The organism is Leptonema illini DSM 21528 (assembly GCF_000243335.1).
In the GTDB taxonomy this organism is placed as follows: Bacteria; Spirochaetota; Leptospiria; order Leptospirales; family Leptonemataceae; genus Leptonema; species Leptonema illini.
The window spans coordinates 3,325,833-3,348,887 of record NZ_JH597773.1 but is presented as its reverse complement, the minus strand read 5'-3'; the positions used below and the strand labels follow the sequence as shown (position 1 = coordinate 3,348,887).

Here is a 23,055-nt window from a genome sequence, read left to right as displayed (position 1 = left end):
GCCCCGGCGGTCCCTTTTGTTTTCGGAGCTCCGTAAAAACTGACAGGAGCAAATCATGCAAAACAGGATCGATTACGATAACCAGATTGTACGCTGGTGGGTAATCTCCGCTCTGGTCTGGGCAGGCGCCTCTCTTCTGATTGGCGTTATCATTGCCTTCCAGATGGTCTACCCCGAGCTCAACCTGGGTCCCTGGCTCACGTTCGGACGTCTGCGACCGGTTCATACGAACGGAATCATCTTCGGTTTTACCGGCAGTATGATCTTCGCATCGATGTACTATTCGTTTCCACGTCTGCTCAAGACGCCGATGTGGTCCAAGGCCCTTTCCCGTGCGCATTTCTGGATGTTCATCGTAACCATCGTTGGAGCGGTTCTCACGCTTCTCGCTGGTTTCACACAGTCCAAGGAATACGCCGAACTTGAGTGGCCTCTCGACCTTCTCGTCGCCGTATGGTGGCTTACGATGGCAACGAACTTCTTCATGACGATCAAGAACCGTCAGGAGAAGCACATGTATGTGGCGATCTGGTTCTTCATTGCAACCATTGTCACCATCACAGTGCTGTACGTCGTTAACAACATCTCCATTCCTTCCGGTCTGTTCAAGTCCTACTCCGTTTATTCCGGAGCGACGGATGCGAGCATTCAGTGGTGGTATGGGCATAACGCCGTGGCTTTCTTCCTCACAACTCCGATTCTCGGTATGATGTACTACTATCTGCCGAAGCATACGAAGCTGCCGATTTTCAGCCACCGAATCTCGATCATTCACTTCTGGTCGTTGATTTTCATCTACATCTGGGCCGGTCCTCACCACCTGCTCTATTCTCCGATTCCGAACTGGGCCCAGTCGCTCGGTATGCTGTTCTCGATCATGCTGATCGCTCCCTCCTGGGGCGGTATGCTGAACGGCTTCCTCACGCTGACTCAGTCGAAAGAAAAGCTCCGCACGGACGCCACTCTGAAGTTCATCCTCGTAGGCATCACCTTCTACGGTATGTCGACGTTCGAAGGACCGATGATGTCCATCCGTTCGGTCAACGTCATCTCGCATAACACCGACTGGACGATCGGACACGTTCACGGCGGTGCTCTTGGCTGGGTTGGCGGTATCTGTTTCGCCGCTCTGTACTATCTGGTTCCGCGTCTGTGGAACGCCAAACTGTACAGTGAGAAGCTGGCCGAGGTGCATTTCTGGACGGCTACGATCGGCATTCTTCTGTATGTCGTTTCGATGTGGGTATCGGGCGTTGCCGAAGGTCTTATGTGGAGAGCCATCGATCCGGCTACAGGCGGTCTGATGTATCCCGACTGGATCGAAATCGTGCAGCAGCTTGCTCCGTATCGACTGATCCGCGCCATCGGCGGTCTGTCCTTCCTTACCGGTTTCTTCGTGATGGTGTATAACCTCATCATGACGATCAGGAACGCCGGCGAAGGCTTCGTACCCGTGGATCTGCGTGAAGGCGCAGAAGCCGCTTGATTCAGGAGGAAGAGCGATCTATGGCACATTCTAACGAAAACCTGACCTGGTACGAGAAACTCTCGCACAAACTCGAAGACAAAGGTCTTCAATTCACCGTATGGACGACGATCGCCATTCTGATCGGCGGTCTTGTGGAGCTGCCTCCTTTCTTCCTTATGGGAGAGGTGAACACTCCGAAAGACGTGACGCCGTACAGCGCCGTCGAGCTTGCCGGCCGTGACGCCTATCAGCAGGAAGGATGCTTCTACTGCCATACGCAGATGATCCGTCCTTTTAAATGGGAAACGGACCGCTGGGACCGCAACCGTGAATACGGACCGGAACCCTACTCGAAAGCGGGCGAATACGTATATGAGCATCCGTTCCTCTGGGGATCGAAGCGTACGGGCCCGGACCTCTGGCATGAGGCCTCGTTGAACAACAACGCCACATGGCAGGCTGATCACCTGAAGAATCCTCAGCTGATGAGCCCGGGTTCGATCATGCCGTCCTACGCTCACCTTTTCGAAGAGATGGTCGATGCAGATCAGATTCAGGCCAACATGAAGGCCCTGAAGATGATCGGCGTTCCTTACTCCGACGAAGAGATCGAGAGCGCCCCGGCACGCGTGAAGGGCATGACCAAGGGCGACGCTCTGGTGGCGTATCTGCTGAAGCTGGGACGCGACCAGAAAAAATAACCTTCTGCATGACTCCTGTGTCCGGAGTGGTTAACGCCGCTCCGGATCTTCAGTCAGGGAGAGACGATTGTTATGGATCAAGAATTGATAGGAATCTACAAAGGGCTTCGCCTTCCTCTTCTGGGTATGGTGCTGCTTTTCATCGGATGGTATGTTTACCGCCCTTCAAAAAAGAAGGATATGGAAGAGGCCAGGTTCAGCATGCTTGACGACGACGTCGATCCCGGTCTGTCCGAGAAATTCCGGCAGAAGGAAGAATCGAAATAACGGAGGAACTTATGTCTGATAAGGATCTGAACGAATACCTCGACGAGGGAATTCCCGATGACGATCGGGGCTGGCTGCCTGCATGGTGGAGCTGGCTGGGCATTGGCGCAGTCATCTTTTCCATCGGCTTTGCCATCATCATGCATGGTATGCTTGATTGGAGCCAGGAAAAGCAATACGCCGAAGAGGTTGCTCTGCACGAGCAGAAACATCCTCAGCAGAGCGCCGGCCTGAACGCCGATGGATCGAATCCATTCCGTGGCGACGCTGCGGCGATCGCTTCCGGCGAGAAAAGCTTTCAGGCGCGCTGTGCGATGTGCCATAAAAACGACCTGACCGGTCTTGTCGGACCGAGTCTTGTCGATACGACATGGCTGCACGGCGATACGGATCAGGCCATTTATGACGTGGTCATGAATGGTGTCGAAGCCGATAAGCTCATGCTGAACCCGCCGAAAGGCCCAATGCCCGCGCACAAACAGAGCGTTGGGGCGAAAGGAGTTCTTGAAATTCTGGCGTTCATCGCCAGCAAGAACACCTCACTGAAGGCGAACTGAGAATGAAACCCGGTCCTGTCTGCAAACAAGCAGGCTGAACCGAAAGTGATGTATCGCTATATGGCGATCATTAAACTGGTGCTGAAGCTGCCGGTTCTATTGCGGAGCCGGCGGTGTTTTGCCAGAGGTCGCATCCGCTAAGAGCGATTCTCACCTGTTATTTCGCAAAAGGAGGCCTTCCATGGTTATTTCGAGGCCGGTAACCGGAAAATACCGGGCCATTAAAAACAAGATAAACGTTATTCTCTTCGCCATCTTCCTGATCACGCCCTTCATTCGAATCGGTGGCATTCCTCTTATTCTTCTCGATATTCCTGCTCGCAAGTTCTTCATCTTCGGCCTTACAATCTGGCCTCAAGAGTTATACTTCCTGCACGTTCTTCTGTTGTTAGGCGGATTCCTGCTTTTTGCCGTTACGGCTCTTTTCGGTCGTATCTGGTGCGGCTATGCCTGTCCGCAGACGCTTTTCACCGAGATCTACGATAAAGTAGCAAGAGTCTTAACAGGCAACAGACACGGAAAGGCCGGTGCATCAAAGGCCGTATGGGCATGGGTGTACTTTGTATGGGCGGTTATGTCGATCGCCTTTTCTCTCGTCTTTCTGGGTTACTTCAAGCCTTACGAAGAGATTATTCGCGATATCGTTCAGGGGAACTTCCTGACCGAAGGCACGCTGGTTCCGGCTCCCTGGGTTATTTTCATGATTATGTCGGTGGGAGTCGCCTGGGGCAATATGGCATACTTTCGCGAGAATATGTGCCGCCTGATCTGCCCGTATGGTAGATTCCAGACGGCCATGCTGGATGGACATTCGCCCATCGTCAGCTATAACGTGAATCGCGGCGAACCGAGACGCGAGAAAAAAACGCAGAAGGTCGGCCAGCATAAAGGCGACTGTATCGATTGCGATCTGTGTAACCTTGTTTGCCCGACGGGTATCGATATTCGGGAAGGCCTGCAGATCGGCTGTCTTTCCTGCGGGCTCTGCGTCGACGCCTGCACTACGGTGATGGGCAAGCTCAAGAAAGAGACTCTTATCGACTACAGAACGATTGAGCAGGTGACGAATCCCGAAGCGAAGATTCACTATCTTCGCGGAAGAACGATGGTATATGGCGTCATCCTGACGATTCTTGTTAGCGTATTCGCCTTCCTTCTTGTGAAACGTGTACCGATCTATGCTAATGCCGTGCGCGATAAGGCGATTACGAGCATTCATGTTCCGGGTACGGGATGGCAGAACGGATACGAGATTCATGTGGGTAACCTGTCTCATCACGATATCGACGTGAGAATCGATCCCGAAGAAGGATCGCCTTATACGATTATCCGCACTGACGATTCCCTGCATATTTCTGCTGGCGGCTATGAACGTATCAGGTATATTGTTCAGTATCCGGAATCGCTCGGACGTCCTGTGGCGAACGCCATGCCGATCACCTTTACGGTGACCGATCAGGCCGATCCGAAGGTAAAGAAGGTTATCAAAAGCACCTTTACCTTTCCGTACTGAGCCGCAGGATTATCTGGAGGAATATGTGAGTTCATCATTAAGACGAGCCTTTATCGTCATCGGTCTTTTCTTCGCCGTCTTTTTTGTCGCCATCTTCTACACGGTGCGGACGGCGGTGAAAAGCTATGAGCCGCCGACCGATCCGGCCTATCATGAGAAGGGACTGGATTATCAGAAGCGCAACGACGAGTTCGATCGAGCGAGAGCGCGCGGCTGGACGGCGAAGATCAATCTTTTCGATGCAGAATCGATTCAAGCGGGAGAGAATACGCTGAATGTCGTGCTTGAGAAAGATCCGTCGAAGCCGGCGGGCGAGTTCGGTCCGGCAGACCGTGACGCCGTGCTGGTAACGATTTCGCATCCGGCGTCGGTTGAGGGACGTAAGCAACTTCAATTCCCGGCATCGGATTTTGTGCGATCGGGCAACACGATGCAGATGAGCAAGAAGGTCGACGTTTCGCTGAAAGGCGTGGTTGAGGTTTCGGTAGAGGTTCGCCCCGACGCCGATTCGGCCATCCATATCTCGAAAAAGCTGACGGTGCAGTAATATGCCGGGCCTTCTCATCATGCTTCCCATTGCCGTGATCATCGCTCTGGGATTCCTGGTTTTCTTTTTCTGGAGCGTTAAGAACGGAGATTATAACGATCCCGAGATGCCAGGGCATCGTATGGTTCTTGATGAAGAAGACGATGTCGATACTTCGATAAAAAAGAAATCCGCCAAAAAGGAAGGCAGAGCTTAACGCTCTGCCTTTTTTGTCTGTGAACGGTATGAGCGTCAGCAGTTCACAGAAGTCAGGCATTCCTGCGTTGCGAGTCGTTAGAGGCGGCCGACTCGAACGAGAGCGTCGTCAGGCAGAGAGGCGGCAGCTATGGCAGAGGCGATGGTTGCGTGCTCGCCTTGTGCTGTTGCTCGTTCTTCTTTCAGCTGCGTTTATCGCCGCTATGACCGCATACGTAAGGCTCGTGATTCGATGATATTATGCTTTTTCACTTTGCCGGGCGCATTCATGCAAGGATCTGACAGTCATGACCTCTCCGATTCGTGAGACTGCGGGCAACTCGTCCCGGAAGATAGACGGCTGCTATCACTGCGGCCTGCCCGTTGAAACCGATTCCTTTCGCTTGCAGAGCGCCGCTGAAGAGCTGCATTTCTGCTGTAATGGTTGCAAGAACGCCTATCTCTTGATTCAACAGGAAGGCCTCGGCAGCTATTATCAATCGCGCACGGACTTTGCCTCACGGCCCGACGAGAAGCAGATGCCCGAAGAGGCCCTTTATCGAGCGCTCGAAGATCGCATCGCATCGAAGGGACAGGACGGAGAGCAGAGCTTTCTTGAAGGAACCTTCCTGATTCGCGGAATCCACTGCGCCTCCTGCGTATGGCTGAACGAGAAGATATTACGGAATATCGACGGAGTGATCTCGGCCGAAGTGCAGCTGGTAACAAGTCGCGTTCATCTGAAGTGGAATCCCGAGAAGACGGATCTGGCGCGACTTGCGCGGGCCGTTTCAAAGGTCGGATACCGACTTCTACCCGTTCAGGAGAAGGAAAACGTCGAGCTGAAAAAGGCCTCGGTCAGCCTTCTTAAAAAAATGGCCGTCGCCGGATTCTTCACCGGCAACATCATGCTGATCAGCTTTTCGCTGTATGCGGGCATGTTCAGTTTCATGGACGAGCTGACGAAGCAGTTCTTTCATTTCGTCGCCTGGCTGATGGCCACACCCGTTTATCTCTATTCCGCCTCTGAATTCTTCAAGGCCGCCTGGGCGTCGATTCGCAACCGTGTGCTCGGCATGGATATACTGACGGCGTCGGGGCTTTCGCTTGCCTATTTTTACAGCGTCTATGTGACGTTAACCGGCAAGGGAGAAGTCTTTTTCGACGCCGTTTGCTTCGTCGTCTTCGCCATTTTAATCGGACGCTTTCTGGAAAGCCGCATCCGCTTGAAGACCTGGTATTATACGCATAACCTCATCAGTCATATTCCAGATTTCGCACGCCTTCTGAACGCCGGCGTCGATATCGACGACCTCGACGAGGAGTCGCAGGTGAGAATCGCTCCGCTTGAAGACGTAAAAATAGGGGATCGTTTTGTTGTGCGTAACGGCGAGGCGCTGCCCGTCGACGGACGTCTTCTCAGCGAATCGGCCGAAACCGACGAATCGGCATTAACGGGCGAGTTTCGTCCGAGACAGCGCAAGGCGGGCGAGATTCTTACGGCCGGGTCGCGGGCGGCGGGCGAAAAGGCGATCGTGCTTGAGGCGACGAGCACGCATGCAACAAGCACGCTGACAAGAATCATGAGCATGGCCGAAGAGAGTCTTCGCGACCGGCCGCGATCCGAGCGCATCGCCAGCAGAGCGGCCGCTATCTTCATCGGCTTCGTTCTTCTTGCCGGAGTGGCGACTTTCTTTTACTGGTTTGAGATACGCAATGATCTTCCCGGAGCGATTCTGCATACGCTCTCGCTTTTGATCGTCGCCTGTCCGTGCGCCCTTTCGTTATCCATTCCGACGGCGATCCTTGTGGCGATGCAACACTCGTTTTCGCGCGGATGTCTGATTCATAAGGCCGAACACCTTGAGATTCTCGCAAAGGCAAAGCACTTCGCCTTCGATAAGACGGGAACGATTACGACCGGTAAGATGCATGTTTCGCGCATCGACGGCTGCTCTGCCGGTAAAGCGCCGGAGTATCTTCTACTTGCAGCACAGATCCAGGCCTCGACGGGCATCGAGCATCCGCTTGCGACGGCCTTTATCGAATCGGCGCCGAAGCATCAGAGGCTGCGCCGTGACGACATCGAGACGACGTATCTTACAGGCCGCGGCGTGCAGGCACTCGTTCCGGTTAACATTGCAGGTGGGGGTGCGGATTCTTTCGCTAAGGCCGCCTATCATCTCGGTTCGCTTCCTTATCTGGAAGAGCTTGGATACGGTATCGGGGCGGTTTCGCTCGACGGCATTGCTACGCCGGTGGGCTTCGGCCGAACGATGAACGGCCAGAAGGAGCTGCTCTGCGTCTTTCAATTGCAGGATACTATTCGACCGGAGGCCGCCTCCGTCGTCGCAGAACTGAATAAAGCGGGCGACACCGAGCTGTTAACCGGCGACGGAGAGCAGACGGCGGCCCTTGTGACGCAGGGAACCGGTCTGCGATCGTTCCAGGCGTCGATGACGCCCGAGCAGAAGCGAGACCGTATCGCAGAGCTACGCAAGACTGGCGTCACCGTAATGCTCGGCGACGGAGTAAACGACACGGTGGCCCTTTCGGCCGCTCACGTGGGTATTACCTTTGCCGAGGCTTCGCGTCTTGCACTTTATTCGGCCGACATTCTTCTGTTGAAACCCGATCTGCGACTTCTGACGTTTATGACCAGGCTTTCGCGTCGTACAAGAATGAAGATCGTGCAGAACCTTTCGATATCGTTCGGCTATAACGTATTACTTCTGCCTCTGGCGTTTTTCGGTTATATCACGCCGCTGCTTGGCGCGATTTTCATGTCTCTCAGCTCTATATGCGTCGTTTTGAATTCTCTCACTCTGATGCGAGCAGGAGCGGAAGAAACGCCGCAAGAACCATAACCACGGTGCTTGAGGTGGGCAGGTTGATCGTCGTACCGGCCACCTCAATCGGGATCAGGCTGATCAGGAAGCCGAGAAAGGTTCCGACAAGGGAAACGACGGCGGCAATGGCAAAGGCCCGCCCCATACTTCGGGCGAAGGCCAGCCCGATCAATCCGGGAATGACAAGATGTGCGATGCTGTAAAAAGAGCCCATGAGATAGATGGCTGTCGTCAGGCAGGCCGTTAACAGTAGAAAGAACGGCAGCTCGATCAGAGCCGGGCGAAGTCCTGAATTCTTCGCATACACCCGGTCAAACGAGACGGCAAGCAGAGGACGATAGAGATAGGCGAAGGCGATCGAGCCGACGGTTAACGGCATCCACAGATGTTTCCATTCGTCTTCGGGCATCGTCAGAATATTCCCGAAAAAGGCCGTGATAAGATGATTCTGCGCTCCGGCGCCGAAAGCAAGAAGCACCTGACCCAGAGCGGCGAAGAAGACGAGGGCGCCTGCCAGAACGGCGTCTGGATTGCGCTCCGCTTTCTGTTGTAGAAAATAGAAAGGACTGAACAGGGCGAGCGTGACGGCAAAGACGACCGGTTCGCTGTGAAGCTGAACGAGCAGGGTGAGCACGACGGCAGCCGATGCCGCCTGTGATAGGGCGATGCCCGAGAAGATCATGCGGCGCAGAATCACGAAGACTCCCAGAAGTGCGGTGAGTACGCCGATCAGAGCGCCTGTAAGGATCTGAGCCTTATAAAAGAAAAGGGCCGAGAGGATTTCGTTTTCTGTGTTCATGATTCCCTCTCTTCTACAAGCCGGCGTCCCGAGATATGAGCTCTGCGCGTGAAGAACTCCTGCCAGTCTGGCTCGCTGTCATGTATGGTCAGGATCACCGCCGGATTGCGTTCCTCACAATAGATGCGCAGAAGATCGAGAATCTGATTCCGGCCTTCCTGATCGACGGCGCTGATCGGCTCATCAAGTATCAGCAGGTCGGGATTCAGCAAGAAGGCCCGCGCAAGAAAGGCCCGCTGCAATTCACCGCCCGAGCATTCGCGAAGAAGCCTGTGGCGTCGATCATCCATCTTTACCATCGATAGCATGCGTTCGATTCTCTCGCTGCGTCGCTTTTTTTCGGAGCCCGAAAAGGCCGGCAACGGAAAGGCCAGCGAGAGCAATCGCTCGACGGTTAACGGATACTGAAACTCCACCTTTTTCCACTGAGGAACATAGCCGATTCTCGAAAAGGTCGATGTAAAGTTCCCGGCTTGAATCTGCCGATTCCCGAGGATGACCGACAGCAGCGTCGATTTGCCGCTTCCGTTCGGGCCGAGAAGCAGCAGCCGGTCTCCTCTATCAAGCGTGATATTCAGATCGTCGATCAGAAGCAGATCACCGATTCCGATGCGAGCTGAAGAGAAGGCAAGTCTGGATAACTCTTCGCTCACGGCGCCCTCATCGATTCTGAAGAATAAGATCCAGCATGCGGCTTATGCTTGCTTCGTGGCTATCAATGCCTGCTATCGTACCGACCGATGTGGGCATGACGAGAACCTTTGCTCCTGTCTTCTCTGCGACGGAGTTCGCATAACGCGGATTGTTATAAGGAGCGATCAGGATCACTTTGATCTTCTCGCGCTTCATATCTTCGACGACCTTCTTTAAATAAGCGGCAGAAGGCGGAACGCCAGGCTTCTCTTCGATCGATATGGCCGGGTCGAAAGCGAATCGATGGGCCAGATAACTGAACTCCTTATGATAGACGGCGACCTTCATGCCTTTTGCCGGCGCAAAACGATTCATCTGCTCTTTTGTGAAGGCGCGCAGTCGTTCGAACAGCGCGCCATAATTCTTTTCGTAGCTCTGCCGGTGGTCGGGATCGACGCGGATCATGGCGTCACGCAGATTGCGCGCCATGATTGCGGCGTTCAGCGGATCCATCCAGTAATGCGGATTGCCGAATACGTGGATGTCGCCCATCGAGCGATCCACCTTGCCCGTCGGCTTTTCCAGAACGTGAATACCCACGGAGGCGTCACAGTAGCCGTTTGCTCCGACGAAGATCTTCGGGTTTCGCGACTGCTGCACGATCGGAGGCAGCCATCCCACCTCGAGGTCCATGCCGACGATAGCGAGAACGTCGGCCCGGCTCAGCTTAACGATGAAGTCGGGGCGGGCGTCAGAAAAATGTGGATCAGCCGTCGGCGGAAGCAGATACTCCACCTGCACGCGATCCTTGCCGACCTCTCGCGCAAGGTAGGCAAGATCGGATGTCGTCGTCACGACGCGAAGCTTGCGATCCTCAGCCGAAACGCCCGATTGCAAAGTGAGAGATACGAATGCCAGAGCGGCGAACAGAATGCGAAGTTTGAAGTGTTTCATTGCTGTCCTCAGATTAATAGACGTGCGCCGGATGCTTGCCCAGAATAAACGTCGCTTGTAGATAGTACTGCCACGTGCGAAGGCCCGTTTCAAAATCCACCCGGGTCGACGCCTGTCCACGAAAAAAGGAAAACTCAGACGGGCGGAAGGTTACGATCATCGAAACCTCTTCAAGGCCGTTTTTCTTCGCCTGATCGAGCCCGGTGTATTGATTGGACTCGCGCAGCGTCGGAATCGTATAGTAGTCGTAGCGGGCTCCGAAGGCCCACTGTTCGAAGGGCTGCCACTCAAGGAACGTGTACGTGCCCGCATGCGTTTCGACGGGATCGGCCGGCGGATCAAGCTTGCGCTCGTTCTTCATGCGTGTTTCGCGATACCAGGCCTCTGTCTGCCATTGAAAAGAAGCAAGTTTGCCTCTTTTGTATTTGAGTAGAAAATCGAAGCCATATTGATGTGATACCTTCGTCGATACGGTTTCAGGATGCCAGCGCAGATAGCTGAATCCGAACTGAGTTCCCCATCTGTCGCCTAACGGAAAGAACTGTTTCAGTCGTCCGTTAAAGAGCGGGTTATTCTTCTGTTCGCCGTCGTCATGTGCGTGTCCGAACGTGCGGCCGTTAAAGGCGCCGACAGTCAACTCCTGCCAGAACGGCCACGGCATGAGAAAGGAAAACTCCGCACCCGTATCGAGGATGCCCTCGTAATCAAGCAACTTCTCGTGAACGACGGGAGGCGTCACAAAGGCCCAGTCATGCTGATGGATGCCGTTCAAACGTCCTGCTTGAGGGAACATCTTTCCGAGCCGGATCGTCGTTCGCGGAATCAGCGTGCCGGGCATCTGTAGATAGGCCTCGTGTACCTCGGCCATCAATTCGCCGCCCTCGTCGTGCGCGGCAAAGGTAAGAACGCCCTCGGCAAGATGATCGATGGCCGCGTAGAATCCGAACTCGCCCGTACGCACGTAGTATTTGTTCCCTGTAGAGTGCGGCGTATTCTTATACCATTCAAGGACCGTATCGACGGCCGCCATCATGTCGAGCGAATAGGTACGTCCGGCGCTATCGTTAAACTGAAACTGAGCGGGCTCACCGGACGGATGCTTCTTCTCAGTCTTTGTATCGCGTTCGTTTTCGATCGCCTCCTGATCCTTTGCCTGTTCGGAGTTGAAGAGATCGTCGATCTCCTCGGCCTGTAGCGAATGCAGGCCAGAGAGCAGCAGGACAGAGAGGAGTAAGCATCGTTTCATGGAGGACACCGCTACGGCCACGTTTCACACAATGATTATTCCGTCAGCCTTCCTTCTGAGAAGAAGGTGACATTGGTCAGGGTTGCGTTGTTCAATTCAAATCCCCAGGCCTCCTGAGAGCCGGTTTTGACGAATTCTGCTTCGTCGCCGGTTGTCGCCGAACAGGCGGCATTCTTATACAGTATGTGATCGTGCTCGCCGTGGAATTCAAGGCAGAATGTACTGCCCGATGTGGAGAACGGAACGCCGATTCCAGAAAAGTTCTGGTGGTTGCTCATCTGTCCCTCTGCGCTGATATTTATACTTACACTGGAAGCATCGGTAATATTACCTGATGGTGCGTATGTAAACACACGAAGAAAGCCGCCGGCTCCAATAGAAGGCGATAGTTGCATAAAGATCTCATCCTTATTGCCGACTGCCGTTAGCGTGCCGGTGCCGCTGGCCGTGCCGCCCGAGCAGGTCACGCCGGCAGACGGAGTGAATGCCTGGCCTCCGATCACGCAGCCTGCCGATATGCCGAGCAGCAGCGCCAGGGCTGTGTCGCCGTCGTTGTTTTCTGGTTTGTTCAATAGAGAGCACTGGCTGAATAGAAGTAGTGATAGTAGAAGGAAGGCTCTTTTCATAAAATCTCCTGTTTAGATTCTTCTTAGTTAAGAAAATTACTGTTAACAGATAGGAATTTTCCTGTTTGTGGTCAAGCAGAATTGTCCGGGATGTAGATGGATTCACAAAAATTTACGTACATTGAACATTTGCTCATGCAACCAAAAGCAGGAAGGTGTAGAATACAGGGCAGGAATGACAGGATTCCTAAGACTTTCACTATGAAGCATTCAGGAGCACAACATTGAAACTCAGAACACAGCATCTCATGATAATCGCAGCGGCCTTCTTGCTTACGGCAGGCGCCCTTTCTGCCGAATGGAAGGTGCAGCCCGAGACATCGAAAATCGCCTTCACCGCCTACAGCCGCATGCACGACGCCGACGGGCTTTTCAAGCAGTGGGCCTTCGACGGCAAGATCAGCGATAACTGGACGGGAACGGGCAAGATCGTTATCAAGACGGCCTCGATCGACACGGCGAATGCTAAGCGCGACGCTCATCTGAAAAACGAGGATTTCTTTAACGTTGAGAAGCACCCTGAAGCGGTTTTCACGATCGAGAAGGCTGAGTTGAAAGGCGACCGACTGGTCCTCACCGGCAAGCTGACGATGGTCGGAGTCACAAAGCCGCTTACGCTCGACCTGAAACGAACCGTCTCGGGAAACAGCGCCGAGCTCAGCGGCGAGACGATGATCAAGCGCAGCGATTTCGGGATCACCTATAGCAGCATGATAAATCCGATTAAAGACGAAGTGAAGCTTGTCTTTAAGGTCGCACTGAAGAAGGGCTGAGAGGTAGCGAGCGCCCGGCCTCAGGGCGCATACAGGCCGTCCTGCATCGATCGTCGGACGGCCTGCATAGCCGGGAAGAGGCCGGCCAGCATCCCCAGAACGGTAACAATCGGGATGGTTAACAGCTCGATTGTTCCGGGCGGCACTATACGGACGAAGAAACCCGTCTGCATGCCGAACGGTTCGGCAAGCAGAGATAGCGTTATCCGTGAGACAAGGAGCCCGAGCGTGGCCCCTGTCGCACTGAGCAAAGCCGCCTCGGCGATCATGAGCATGGCGAGTAGACCGGGCCCGGCTCCAAGAGCTCGCAGAACGGCCATCTCCTTTCTTCGCCGATCCAGCAGCATGAAAAGCGATAGCATCATTCCGGATAACCCTCCGGCGACGATGAAAAGGCTCATGATGCGTAGCGCCGTTTCAAGGATCGAGACGGATTGCCATAGTTCCTGAAGGGCGACTCCGGGCAGAGCGGCCGTGAGAGCCTCGTCGCTATAATCCTGTATCTCCCGCTGCAGGCGCAGCACCTCGAAACGATTCTTTGTTCGTATGTAGAATGCGGTGATCTGTTTCGGCTTCAACTCGCCCTTTCGATACATCTCCTCTATCTTTTCGCGAGGAGTCTCTTCTCCCTCAGCCGGAGGAGCACCCGAGTACCAGTCCAGATGGATGGCTTCCAGGGCTTCCAGTGAAATGAAAACCGTTCGGTCGACCGGAGTACCGGTCCGTTGGATGACTCCTGTTATCAGGAACGGAAGCTCTTCATGATCGAGAATACCGGCACTCTGCGAGATTCCATGCGTAAGGACGATCTTGCGGCCCGAATTCAAACCGAGTCGATCGGCGACATCGGCGCCGATAACTGCATCGAAAAGCCTCTGAGGGCCGTTTCCTTCCTTGAACTGAATCTGGCGATCGTCGCCGAATCGGTAGCGTTCGTAAAAGGCCGGCGTCGTTCCCGCTACGCGAAAGCCGCGGAAGCTATCACCGAGCGATATGGGTATGCTCCACTGCACGGCCGGATGCGCCGCAAACCGCTCGTAGCTTTTCATCGTCATGTTCGATGTCGGGCTGCCAATGCGAAAGACGGAGTAGAGGATAAGGTTAACAGGCCCGGTGCGTGCGCCGACGACAAGATCGACTCCTCTGATGGCGCCTTCAAAGCCGCTGCGAGCTCCGCTGCGCACCTGCTCTGTAGCGGCAAAGAGGGCGACGCTGATGGCAACGGTGATAACGGTAAGAGCTGCTGTGAATCGCCTGGCCAGCAGGGATCGACAGGCAAGACGCACGACGATGGCTGATTTCATACATTCCTCGTTTGACTGGAGATCAGCGACGTCAGATCAACGGCGCGGTCGAATCTTTTCTTCAACGATCGGTCATGACTGACGAAGATCAGGGCGGCACGCGATTGTTGCATCTGTTTGAAAAGCGTTGCGAGAAATGATTCTGTCGCATCAGTATCAAGTGAAGAGGTCGGCTCGTCGGCCAGTATTAAGTTGGGTCGACCGATGAGAGCCCTGGCGGCGGCCGCTCTTTGCGCCTGTCCGCGCGAAATGTCGGACGCCTTTCGATGGGCGATATCTGACAGTCCGAGGCGTTGCAGCATGAGGTCGCACAGAACGCCTTTTGCATCGTCGGATTTCGCTACGATATGAGCATCAGGCGTTTGACTGATTTTCGTTGCGGGCCCCATGCGCGAAGGAAAAAGATCAAGCGGCAATCTGACGTTGTCGCGGACCGATAAGAACGGCAGCAGATTGAATTCTTGAAAGATGATGCTCAAATGCTCGCCGCGAAATCGATCTCTTTCCCGTGATGACATCGTCTTAAGATCCCGGTCGAGAACGTTGATCGTTCCATGCTGAGGAATAAGGATTCCTGCTATGAGAGAGAGAAGAGTGGATTTTCCGGATCCACTCGGTCCGTAGAGGAAGAGCTTTTCGCCTTCAGCTATTGTGAGTTCGGGAATGCGAAGCGAATATTCGCCGTTCGCATAACGAAACTCCAGTTCACGAATCGCTACGATGGATCGTTTTCGGAGCTTTTTCATTCCGGGAGTTCAAGAGTCGTCTGGCCTGGAGCCAGCGGCTTGATTGACTGACCGTTTTCGCCGACGATCGTAACGGCGGCATCTTTGATCGACGGGAAAGCCGTCAGAAATCTTATCTGGATAGAAGAAAGCGGCTTTGAACAACTCAGCCGGTATTGCGCCACAATAGACCGATGCTCGCCTTCCTTTTCTTCTTCCGAAGCGACGAACTCGGTCGTGCAGTCTTTTCCCGACACCAGACCGGAGCCTTCTTTCAGAGATGAGAGCAGATCGGTTTTTTTCTTGCGCTCGTCGTCGTTAACCGGATCTCGTTCAAAACCCAGCAGATCCTTTGCCGGCGCCTCGAAACGTATGAAGTAGGCGATGCCGTCGATTTTCTCTACTGCGATCTGTATTTCGGCCCGTCCGTGAACGTGGGCGCCTGGAACGTGCGAGTGGACATGTTCCTTTTCGCAATGAGCGGCCAGCAGCATGGTTAGCAGCGGTGTGGCGTATCGTTTCATTCAAGTTCTCCTTCGCCTTTGTACGGTAGTATTTTGAAGCCGGCCATCTGAAATGAGGTATCGGCGTATATGCTCTGCATCTTCTGCGCCCGTAGCAGCCCTTCTACGTAGATGGGCTCATACCATTGGACGGGAATCCTTTTGTTCTTTGCCATTTTAACGTGTACGATCTGGTTCGCCGGAGGAGCGGGAACATGCACGCAGGCCAGCGGATACGGAACAAGGAGGAACTCGTTAACGGCCGCTTCAGAATCCTCAAGGGGGATCATGAAGCCGGCTACTCTTACGGGTTTGTTCAGGAGTTTTGCAAGGGATTGTGACGGTTTTCCCGTTCGAAGGCTGAGCCCGGCAAGATCCTTCCAGCGCGCTACGGGTGCGGCTGCAAGCGATACCGGCATGAGTAAAAGCAGGGCAAGTATATGGCGATTCATTCCAGACCTTCCGTGATCGTATGTTCTATATGAGTATGAGGAAGTAGTTCCAGACCCTGTAAGACGGATATCCCGAAAAGAAAGGCGATCGCGGCCGGTATCGGGCGTGCTCCCGATTTAACCGATGGCAGTATGTTAACGGTGGCAATGTAAAGGAGAGACCCTGCCGTCAGAGCCATGATGCTGCCGCCGGCGACGCCGATACTGCCGAATAACGGAGCCGTCAGCACTCCAGGAATAACGGCCAGTGAGGCGATCATATTCCAGCGGATGACACTGTGGATATCGGCTCCTGATTGGATGAGGGCACCGACATCGCCCGCCTCTTGCGGAAACTCATGTGCAAGTATGGCAAGAGTGATAAAAAGCCCGGTCGTCGTGTCCACAGAAAAGGACAGCGCGATCAGAATTCCATCGAGAAAGTTATGAACACCATCACCGACGATGAGCACGGTTATGCCTCCATGCCGGGGAGACAGAGAACGAAGCGTCAGATCCAGAATAAGAAATATCGAGAACCCCCCGAGCGCGAAGAGGAATGCCTGTCGAGGGTGAACAACGTGCAGACTTTCGGGCAGCAGATGCAGCAGGGCATCGGCCAGTAGAATCCCCGCAGAAAAAGAGGCAAGGATCGGAGCCCATACCTTCAGGCGTTCCGGTCTGACTCCGCGAAATGCGAGCGCAGAGAGCGAAACGGAGGCCGTCACTGAGCCGGCCAGAAGAGGGTAGAGCATAGACTGCATGGTATTATTCATCGACCTCAAACGAGGGGAAAGGATCAGTCATCGTCATCCATGCCTCCGGCCCGGCATCGAGCTCGGCGTCGGTTAACAGCGCTTCGGTCAGAGCACGCTCCATTTCAGTTCTGTTCATCTGCTGACCTATGAAGACAAGCTCCTGACGTCGGTCTCCGAAGCCGTTTTCGGTGTCGAACGAATCGAGAATCATACTGCGTTCATCGGGATCGACAGGCCAGAATTCATCGGGAACGGCGACCCACCATTTTCCACCCACTTCAACGCGACAGGATGCACCGGCCTGGGACCAGATGCCTACCCATTCTGGACGGGTTGCCGTCCAGAAGAAGCCCTTGGAGCGTAGCGTCCCTTGCCAATCTTCTTTGAAAAAAGACCACAGTCTTTGAGGATGAAACGGCCTTCGCGCCCGGAACACGAAGCTCGATATGCCATATTCCTCCGTTTCCGGAGTATGTTCCCCGGCAAGCTCGCGGGCCCATCCCGCCGAGCTTTGCGCCGTTTCCATATCGAATCGGCCGGTTTTCAGTAGCTCATCAAGCGGGACTTTGCCATTTACCGCCGATAAAAGAACGGCTCCGGGATTCAAGGTTTTCAAGATGGATCTCAGCTCTTCGTGTTCTTCGCCGCGCATCAGGTCGGTTTTGTTGATCACAATCGTATTGGCGAACTCCACCTGTTCGGTAAGAAGATCGACAAGGGAGCGATCGTCTTCCTCGCCTGCGGCGAGCCCGAGATCGGCCAGGTCGGTTCGGGAGCGATAGTGTCGCAAGAAGTTTGCTCCGTCCACGACGGTTACCATATTATCCAGCTGCGCTACACTCGATAGAGAGCGGCCGGACTCATCTTCAAATGAAAAAGTCATCGCTACAGGCAAAGGCTCTCCGATGCCCGTAGATTCTATGAGCAGGTAGTCGAAGCGCTTTTCGTGAGCAAGCTTCGAGACCTCAGCGAGCAGGTCGTCGCGCAAAGTACAGCAGATGCAGCCGTTTGACATCTCGACGAGCCTCTCTTCGGTGCGCGAGAGGGCTCCTTCGCCCTTATTAATAAGAGAGGCATCGATATTGACCTCGCTCATGTCGTTAACGATGACGGCGACGCGCAGGCCCATTCGATTATTGAGTACATGGTTGAGGACGGTTGTTTTACCGGCACCAAGAAATCCGGAAAGGACGGTCACAGGAAGCATGAGGCCAGGAAAGCATAAACCGTATTAATCGTAAATAATAAAATTACTGATAGTGAGGGCGGAGGGGGTGCCTTCCTCTTCGGTGAAAAATGAACTGACTGCCTGTATCCCCGCTTCTCTGAAAAAGTAAGTAGCCAGAATATCCCCCGCACTTATATTGAGATTCAGATTAAGTACTACTAAATAATAAATCGGCCTGTGTCTGGCCGTGGAGGGATGATCATGAAAGCAGCCGTTGCCGTGGCCATGCGAGAGATGATTCGCGCCGAGTTTGGCGATGACGTCTGGCAGAGGATTGCTGCTCGGTGCGGCATGAGCGCCGATCGCATCCTGCTACCGATCAGCGATGTTGACGAGGGCCTGTGGCAGCAGTTACGAAAGGCCGCTGAAATAGAGACCGGGCTGTCCTCTGAACAGATGGGCCTGAAGTTCGGCGAAACCTGGGTGAACGTGTTTACTCCGAGAGTCTATGGCGCCTATTATATCGGACACAAATCTGCGCGAGAGCTCTTACTTGATCTGGACCGTATCCATCTGACTGTAACAAAGAATATCGAAGGCGCCACGCCTCCGAGACTTCACTACGAATGGGAGGATGAGCGAACGCTTGTACTCCATTATTCATCGCAGCGCAATATGATCGATTATCTGATCGGAGGCATCCATGCCCTGGGGCGCAAGTACGGGGAGTCCATCGAAGTACAGAAAATCGATGAAGGTCGAGTCCGGGTGAAGTTCGAGCATTGAGATTAGTATCGCAAAATTTTGCTTCCGGGGCACGTGATCGGCAGAACGGTCATCCGTTCCGAAATGGCAGCCAGAACGCCCGGTCGCCTGGCGGTCCGCCGCCGGATCAGAGAAAAGCTTGCAAAATTAGTTAGTTCAATCTAATGGAGTTTATATCCCCGCGGGGATGCAATAGAGAATATGGCCACTTCAGGGAAGAGTATGCCGCTCTGGCAGCTTGTGCGTCGCGTTTCAGAAAGCTACGGGCGTCGTTTGCAGGAGCATAAGAAGGATCAGCCTGGATCGAAGCTGCTCTCGTCGGTTTCGGTGCAGCAGTTTCAGTATGTACAGGCGATCTCGCGCATGGATCGGCCGACGGTCGGTCGTCTGGCAGAGTATTTCAGCGTCACCCCTCCTACGGCGACGGTGATCGTGCGCAGGCTTGAAGATCAGGGATTGATTCGAAAGAAGATCGATGCCGATGATGCCCGCATCCAGCACATCACCCTTACAGAAAAGGGGCATCGTCTGCTCTCGGTACAGGAGGGGGCCTTCAAGGCTCTGGCCGGTGATATAGGCCATATCCTGACTAAAGAAGAGTTGCGTCGGTATTCAGAAATAACTGAGAAGATATGCAGGGCCTTTGAGCCAGACGAGAACTGAACATGAACACGGACTATGTGGCGAAGCCAATCATCGGCGGCCGAAAGTTCGGCTGGCTATCAATGCTGGGGGTTTCAATGTTTTTTCAAGGCTGCATCCATATACCGCAAACGACGGCGTTTGATGCCGATCTGCCGCGCACCATCGTTGACGGTTACCCGCTCTATACCGAGCAGTACGGCGATCGTCCCGATGTCGTGATTGTCGTGCATGGCGGCCCGGGAGGGGATTCTAAGTACTTGCAGTCGCTCTCTGCTCTTTCAGATGAATATCGCGTCGTACTCTATGATCAGAGAGGAACGGGGTTATCCGCCCGCGAGAGCGTGCCGGCATCGTTTCGCGACTTTGTGGACAGACAGATCGCCGATCTCGACGGGCTTGTCGATCATTTCGGACAGGGCAGACCGGTACGTCTCATCGGCCACTCCTGGGGCGGCATGCTCGTTTCGGCCTATCTTGGCCGTCATCCCGAGAAAGTGAGTCATGCCGTTATCGCAGAGCCGGGCATTCTCAGGCCCGAGGTTGCACCGGTCTTTGTTAAGAAGCTGAAAGAGAGCCAGTCGATTTCGGCGATGCTGGGGATCGTACCCGCATTTGTGAAGATGATATTCGTGGCCTCCGTCGATGGCCATGAACGCACCGACTATGTGCTGACGGCTATGTCGGGCAGGTCTGAGGGGCCTCCGTATCTTTGCCCTGGCGATCGCATGCCGGCCGACTTCTCAAGGCGCTCGGGCTATGCGGTGATGAAAGCGACGACGATGCCCATGATGGATGATCCGTCGGTCTTTAACGTCGATCTGACCGACGGCCTGAATCGGTACAATCGGCCGCTTCTGCTTCTGAGCAGCGAATGCTCGTTTATCGGCTACGATTATCAGGAACAGTATCATCGCTCCTATCTGCCCGCTCAGACCGAGCATGTTAAGGTCGCGCAGAACGGGCACACGATGTTCACCGTGCGACCCGATGCCGCCATCGCATTGGTCAGGGGATTTTTTCGCCGATAATGCTTGCCATCTTCGCCTGGCGCTAATCCGCTGATAACCCATGCGAAAAACAATACCTCTGTCTCTTGCCGGGATGCTGCTTGCAGCCCTGCTCTATCTGTTAACCTGGCCTGTGCCCGTCGATCCCGTCGTCTGGCATCCGCCGTCCGATGCAGGCTATACAGGAGCCTTCGCGCCGAACGAACGACTGAAAGGCCTTAACCGAATCTCTTTAGATCATGACGGCATCAAAGAAGAGGGCCCCGAACATATCGTCCTTGGTCCCGACGGCCTGCTTTATACGACGGTCGCATCGGGACGAATCCTGCGCATGCAGCCCGACGGAACGCAGGTCCAGAGCTTTGCCGAAACGGGCGGTCGCGTCCTCGGTTTTGATTTTGACCGGGCGGGAAATCTCATCGCTGCCGATTCTGAGCGAGGCCTGCTTTCCATCGACCGGGCCGGCGTCGTTACGGTATTAACCGATCATGTCGGATCCTCGCCCATCCAATTTACGAACTCTGTGATCGTCGCAGCCGACGGTCGCATGTATTTCACCGATGCCTCGACTCGATTCGGAGCAAAGCAATGGGGCGGCACATTCGAGGCCAGCGTGCTTGATATTCTCGAACAGTCGGCAACGGGTCGCGTGCTTGTCTATGATCCGGCTTCGAAAACGACAGAGATCGTGGCGAAGGGAATGTCGTTTGCAAACGGGATAGCGCTCAGTTCCGATGGCCGTAATCTTTTCGTCGCCGAAACGGGACGTTATCGCATCTGGTGGATCGATGCGTCGGTGCGCGATTTGAATCTCTCGACTGTGGCCGCCGAATCGTCGCAGGCAGGTATTTTACTGGATAACCTGCCCGGATACCCCGATAACCTGATGCGCGGTAAAAAGGGCCGCATCTGGGTCGGACTTGTGAAGCCGCGCAATCCGACGGTCGATGGCATGGCCGAGAAGCCGTTCCTGCGTCGTCTAACCCTGCGTCTGCCGCGGTCGATGTGGCCGGTGCCCGTTCCTTACGGCCATGTGGTCGCCTTTCTTGAAGACGGCACGATCGTCGCAAGCCTGCAGGATCCGACGGGCGCCTACCCCGAAACGACGGCCGTTACCGAGACGGAGGATCGTCTGTATATTCAGTCTCTTCATGCTCCGGATCTGGGCTGGCTTCCGGCTGAGGCCCTTCGTCGCTGATGGGGGAGGCGTCGATCTGATTTATGGCGGCTCCTACCAGGAAGAGGAAGGAACTTACATATAGATAGAGCATCATCGCCGACATACGCCCGACGTAGCTGTAGGCGTCGCGCAGGCTGCCCGACGGCGTCTGATAGCGCACGATCAGGCCGAAGCTCACCGAGAGAAGAATCCAGCTCAGCGCAAGAAAGGCCGCTCCTTTCCAGTGCAGACGAAATCCGCGATAGAAGCGAGACCGACTGAGAGGCGCTGAATAACGATAGATCAGAATCGTAGCGAAGAACATAATTCCAAAGGCCAGCACAAAGCGGGCCTTGAGAATATAAGGCGAAAGCGCCCATAGCTGAAAGCGGCTAACGATATGGTACTGCGCCATTATATAGTAGAAGATGGCGTTTACGACGACGAGAAGCGCCGACATGATGACGACGGTGATGATGAGAGAGCGTCCGGCTCGCTTCACGAACGAAGTGGGCGGCGCCGCATGAATCTTCTCCTGCGCCTTGATCACCGTTAAAAAGACCGATGCAATAGACAGAAAGCCTGTCACCATCGTGATCGTCAGAATGGAACGTTCTCGCCCGGAGGAGGCTAGGCTTTTCAATGCAGGGCCGAGAGAGGCGTATATGTCGGCCGGCAGAAAGGCCGAGAGCAATCCCGTGATATACTGCACGTTATACGCGTTCTGTACGAGGCCGAGCAGACTGACCGAGATGAGCATGCCGGGAAAGAGAGCAAGCAGGAGCCCGAAGGCCATCTCGGCGGCCAGAGCAAGCAGATCGCTTTCATCGATCTGTCGCAGCAGCGCTTTCAGGAATCGCTTCACTTCGGCCGTGGTACGGAGATGACGTCTCCGAAAAGGCCGAATTGAATTCCGCCCAGTCGCGAAAGCGGATCGACCTTCGTCGCATCGACGGTGAGGCGACCGTCTTCAAGCGAGGCGACGGAATCGTCGATGTAGATATAACGCACCAGCCCGAAGATGAGGCCCTGAGGAACGTTACCGATTTCGATGATGCGTTCTTTTTCGCAAACGAAGGCGATACGACAGTCTTTTAGCCGGGGTAAAGGACTGATGCCTTCTTCAAAAGGAACGGTCTCAAGCTGCAGTTGTTTGAGCTCCGACTCGCCATGGGGCAGGCTGGCAGCCGAATCCGAAACGGGCTTCGCAAGCTCGCGATGCGCGATATGAACGACGAAATGACCGCGCTCATCGACGTTGCGCCACGTGTCTTTAATACTGCCGTCGGGCTTCTTGCCGACCGAGATCATGAGAATCGGCGGAGCGCTTGAGACGCCCGTAAAGTACGAGAACGGAGCGAGGTTGTGTGAGCCGTCGCCGTTATCCGAAAGCACCCAGGCGACCGGACGCGGAATGAGCGTTTGCGTGAACGTATGATAGACCTGATTGGGCGAGAGAGAAGAAAGATCGACGATCATGGGA

The 23,055-nt window shown here is 54.5% G+C and carries 27 protein-coding genes; 14 read left to right on the top strand and 13 right to left on the bottom strand.

What is annotated here, in order from left to right; translation table 11 throughout:
* The first annotated feature begins 52 nt into the window (after window positions 1–52).
* The 9 genes from ccoN (at window position 53) to LEPIL_RS15240 (ending at window position 8,094) form a co-directional block, all read left to right on the top strand.
* On the top strand, window positions 53–1,486 hold the full coding sequence (ccoN, locus tag LEPIL_RS15275) for a cytochrome-c oxidase, cbb3-type subunit I (RefSeq protein WP_425435248.1): 1,434 nt from the start codon (window positions 53–55) through the stop codon (window positions 1,484–1,486).
* A gap of 20 nt (window positions 1,487–1,506) precedes the next feature.
* A complete protein-coding gene (locus LEPIL_RS15270; RefSeq protein ID WP_002773756.1) occupies window positions 1,507–2,169 on the top strand; it encodes a cbb3-type cytochrome c oxidase subunit II in 663 nt (220 codons plus the stop codon).
* Window positions 2,170–2,241: 72 nt separating this feature from the next.
* Window positions 2,242–2,436: a cbb3-type cytochrome c oxidase subunit 3 gene (locus LEPIL_RS15265; protein ID WP_002773754.1), complete on the top strand. Its 195-nt coding sequence runs from the start codon at window positions 2,242–2,244 to the stop codon at window positions 2,434–2,436.
* Window positions 2,437–2,447: 11 nt separating this feature from the next.
* Entirely contained in the window at window positions 2,448–2,993 is a 546-nt protein-coding gene (locus LEPIL_RS15260; protein WP_002773752.1) for a c-type cytochrome, read from the top strand.
* Window positions 2,994–3,174: 181 nt separating this feature from the next.
* The gene (gene ccoG, locus LEPIL_RS15255) at window positions 3,175–4,506 is read left to right on the top strand and encodes a cytochrome c oxidase accessory protein CcoG (RefSeq protein WP_002773750.1); all 1,332 of its coding nucleotides are present in this window, start codon (window positions 3,175–3,177) and stop codon (window positions 4,504–4,506) included.
* A gap of 25 nt (window positions 4,507–4,531) precedes the next feature.
* Window positions 4,532–5,053 (top strand): FixH family protein, encoded by a 522-nt coding sequence (locus LEPIL_RS15250; protein WP_002773748.1) that lies wholly within the window; start codon window positions 4,532–4,534, stop codon window positions 5,051–5,053.
* A 19-nt stretch (window positions 5,054–5,072) separates the two neighbouring features.
* Window positions 5,073–5,249 carry a cbb3-type cytochrome oxidase assembly protein CcoS gene (ccoS, locus tag LEPIL_RS15245; RefSeq protein ID WP_157135094.1) on the top strand — a complete coding sequence of 59 codons (177 nt, stop codon included), beginning with the start codon at window positions 5,073–5,075 and terminating at the stop codon, window positions 5,247–5,249.
* Window positions 5,250–5,277: 28 nt separating this feature from the next.
* Window positions 5,278–5,484 carry a hypothetical protein gene (locus LEPIL_RS23535; protein WP_143464658.1) on the top strand — a complete coding sequence of 69 codons (207 nt, stop codon included), beginning with the start codon at window positions 5,278–5,280 and terminating at the stop codon, window positions 5,482–5,484.
* Window positions 5,485–5,535: 51 nt separating this feature from the next.
* Window positions 5,536–8,094, top strand: coding sequence for a heavy metal translocating P-type ATPase (locus LEPIL_RS15240; protein WP_002773740.1), 2,559 nt, complete (start codon window positions 5,536–5,538; stop codon window positions 8,092–8,094).
* Here the strand turns inward: LEPIL_RS15240 and LEPIL_RS15235 are convergent.
* The 5 genes from LEPIL_RS15235 to LEPIL_RS15215 are packed head-to-tail and all read right to left on the bottom strand — an operon-like array spanning window position 8,048 to window position 12,334.
* Window positions 8,048–8,875: a metal ABC transporter permease gene (locus LEPIL_RS15235; protein ID WP_002773739.1), complete on the bottom strand. Its 828-nt coding sequence runs from the start codon at window positions 8,873–8,875 to the stop codon at window positions 8,048–8,050. The genes LEPIL_RS15240 and LEPIL_RS15235 overlap by 47 nt on opposite strands.
* Window positions 8,872–9,528 carry an ATP-binding cassette domain-containing protein gene (locus tag LEPIL_RS15230; protein ID WP_002773738.1) on the bottom strand — a complete coding sequence of 219 codons (657 nt, stop codon included), beginning with the start codon at window positions 9,526–9,528 and terminating at the stop codon, window positions 8,872–8,874. The genes LEPIL_RS15235 and LEPIL_RS15230 overlap by 4 nt, the downstream gene beginning before the upstream one ends.
* A gap of 7 nt (window positions 9,529–9,535) precedes the next feature.
* Window positions 9,536–10,462, bottom strand: a complete 927-nt coding sequence (locus LEPIL_RS15225; protein WP_002773737.1) for a metal ABC transporter substrate-binding protein — start codon at window positions 10,460–10,462, stop codon at window positions 9,536–9,538.
* Window positions 10,463–10,475: 13 nt separating this feature from the next.
* Window positions 10,476–11,708, bottom strand: a complete 1,233-nt coding sequence (locus LEPIL_RS15220; protein WP_002773736.1) for a hypothetical protein — start codon at window positions 11,706–11,708, stop codon at window positions 10,476–10,478.
* Window positions 11,709–11,743: 35 nt separating this feature from the next.
* Window positions 11,744–12,334: a hypothetical protein gene (locus LEPIL_RS15215; RefSeq protein ID WP_002773735.1), complete on the bottom strand. Its 591-nt coding sequence runs from the start codon at window positions 12,332–12,334 to the stop codon at window positions 11,744–11,746.
* A gap of 224 nt (window positions 12,335–12,558) precedes the next feature.
* Between LEPIL_RS15215 and LEPIL_RS15210 the strand changes: the two genes are divergently transcribed.
* Window positions 12,559–13,107 (top strand): YceI family protein, encoded by a 549-nt coding sequence (locus tag LEPIL_RS15210; protein ID WP_002773733.1) that lies wholly within the window; start codon window positions 12,559–12,561, stop codon window positions 13,105–13,107.
* 20 nt (window positions 13,108–13,127) lie between these two features.
* Here LEPIL_RS15210 and LEPIL_RS15205 read toward each other — a convergent pair whose 3' ends face one another.
* From LEPIL_RS15205 to zigA, 6 genes are read right to left on the bottom strand one after another with little or no spacing between them, the layout of a single operon-like run.
* Window positions 13,128–14,411 (bottom strand): ABC transporter permease, encoded by a 1,284-nt coding sequence (locus LEPIL_RS15205; protein ID WP_002773731.1) that lies wholly within the window; start codon window positions 14,409–14,411, stop codon window positions 13,128–13,130.
* The gene (locus tag LEPIL_RS15200) at window positions 14,408–15,157 is read right to left on the bottom strand and encodes an ATP-binding cassette domain-containing protein (protein WP_002773729.1); all 750 of its coding nucleotides are present in this window, start codon (window positions 15,155–15,157) and stop codon (window positions 14,408–14,410) included. Before LEPIL_RS15200 ends, LEPIL_RS15205 begins: the two co-directional genes overlap by 4 nt.
* On the bottom strand, window positions 15,154–15,660 hold the full coding sequence (locus LEPIL_RS15195; RefSeq protein ID WP_002773727.1) for a ZrgA family zinc uptake protein: 507 nt from the start codon (window positions 15,658–15,660) through the stop codon (window positions 15,154–15,156). The genes LEPIL_RS15200 and LEPIL_RS15195 overlap by 4 nt, the downstream gene beginning before the upstream one ends.
* A complete protein-coding gene (locus LEPIL_RS15190; RefSeq protein ID WP_002773726.1) occupies window positions 15,657–16,091 on the bottom strand; it encodes a DUF3299 domain-containing protein in 435 nt (144 codons plus the stop codon). Before LEPIL_RS15190 ends, LEPIL_RS15195 begins: the two co-directional genes overlap by 4 nt.
* Window positions 16,088–16,825 carry a ZIP family metal transporter gene (locus LEPIL_RS22365; protein WP_169314825.1) on the bottom strand — a complete coding sequence of 246 codons (738 nt, stop codon included), beginning with the start codon at window positions 16,823–16,825 and terminating at the stop codon, window positions 16,088–16,090. Before LEPIL_RS22365 ends, LEPIL_RS15190 begins: the two co-directional genes overlap by 4 nt.
* Window positions 16,826–16,838: 13 nt before the next feature.
* Entirely contained in the window at window positions 16,839–18,035 is a 1,197-nt protein-coding gene (gene zigA / locus LEPIL_RS15180; protein ID WP_002773724.1) for a zinc metallochaperone GTPase ZigA, read from the bottom strand.
* Between the two features lie 222 nt (window positions 18,036–18,257).
* On the opposite strand from zigA, the gene LEPIL_RS15175 reads away from it, so the two are divergent.
* The 4 genes from LEPIL_RS15175 to LEPIL_RS15160 all read left to right on the top strand — a co-directional run bounded on the left by LEPIL_RS15175 (window position 18,258) and on the right by LEPIL_RS15160 (window position 21,611).
* Window positions 18,258–18,782, top strand: coding sequence for a heme NO-binding domain-containing protein (locus LEPIL_RS15175; protein WP_002773723.1), 525 nt, complete (start codon window positions 18,258–18,260; stop codon window positions 18,780–18,782).
* Window positions 18,783–18,983: 201 nt separating this feature from the next.
* On the top strand, window positions 18,984–19,424 hold the full coding sequence (locus LEPIL_RS15170) for a MarR family winged helix-turn-helix transcriptional regulator (protein WP_002773722.1): 441 nt from the start codon (window positions 18,984–18,986) through the stop codon (window positions 19,422–19,424).
* 2 nt (window positions 19,425–19,426) lie between these two features.
* Entirely contained in the window at window positions 19,427–20,434 is a 1,008-nt protein-coding gene (locus LEPIL_RS15165) for an alpha/beta fold hydrolase (protein WP_002773721.1), read from the top strand.
* A 40-nt stretch (window positions 20,435–20,474) separates the two neighbouring features.
* Window positions 20,475–21,611: an SMP-30/gluconolactonase/LRE family protein gene (locus tag LEPIL_RS15160; RefSeq protein ID WP_002773720.1), complete on the top strand. Its 1,137-nt coding sequence runs from the start codon at window positions 20,475–20,477 to the stop codon at window positions 21,609–21,611.
* Here the strand turns inward: LEPIL_RS15160 and LEPIL_RS15155 are convergent.
* Both LEPIL_RS15155 and LEPIL_RS15150 read right to left on the bottom strand, forming a co-directional pair.
* Window positions 21,526–22,437 (bottom strand): YihY/virulence factor BrkB family protein, encoded by a 912-nt coding sequence (locus LEPIL_RS15155; RefSeq protein ID WP_002773719.1) that lies wholly within the window; start codon window positions 22,435–22,437, stop codon window positions 21,526–21,528. The two genes, LEPIL_RS15160 and LEPIL_RS15155, sit on opposite strands and share 86 nt — an antisense overlap.
* Window positions 22,434–23,051 carry a flavin reductase family protein gene (locus LEPIL_RS15150; RefSeq protein ID WP_002773718.1) on the bottom strand — a complete coding sequence of 206 codons (618 nt, stop codon included), beginning with the start codon at window positions 23,049–23,051 and terminating at the stop codon, window positions 22,434–22,436. The genes LEPIL_RS15155 and LEPIL_RS15150 overlap by 4 nt, the downstream gene beginning before the upstream one ends.
* Window positions 23,052–23,055 lie beyond the last annotated feature (4 nt).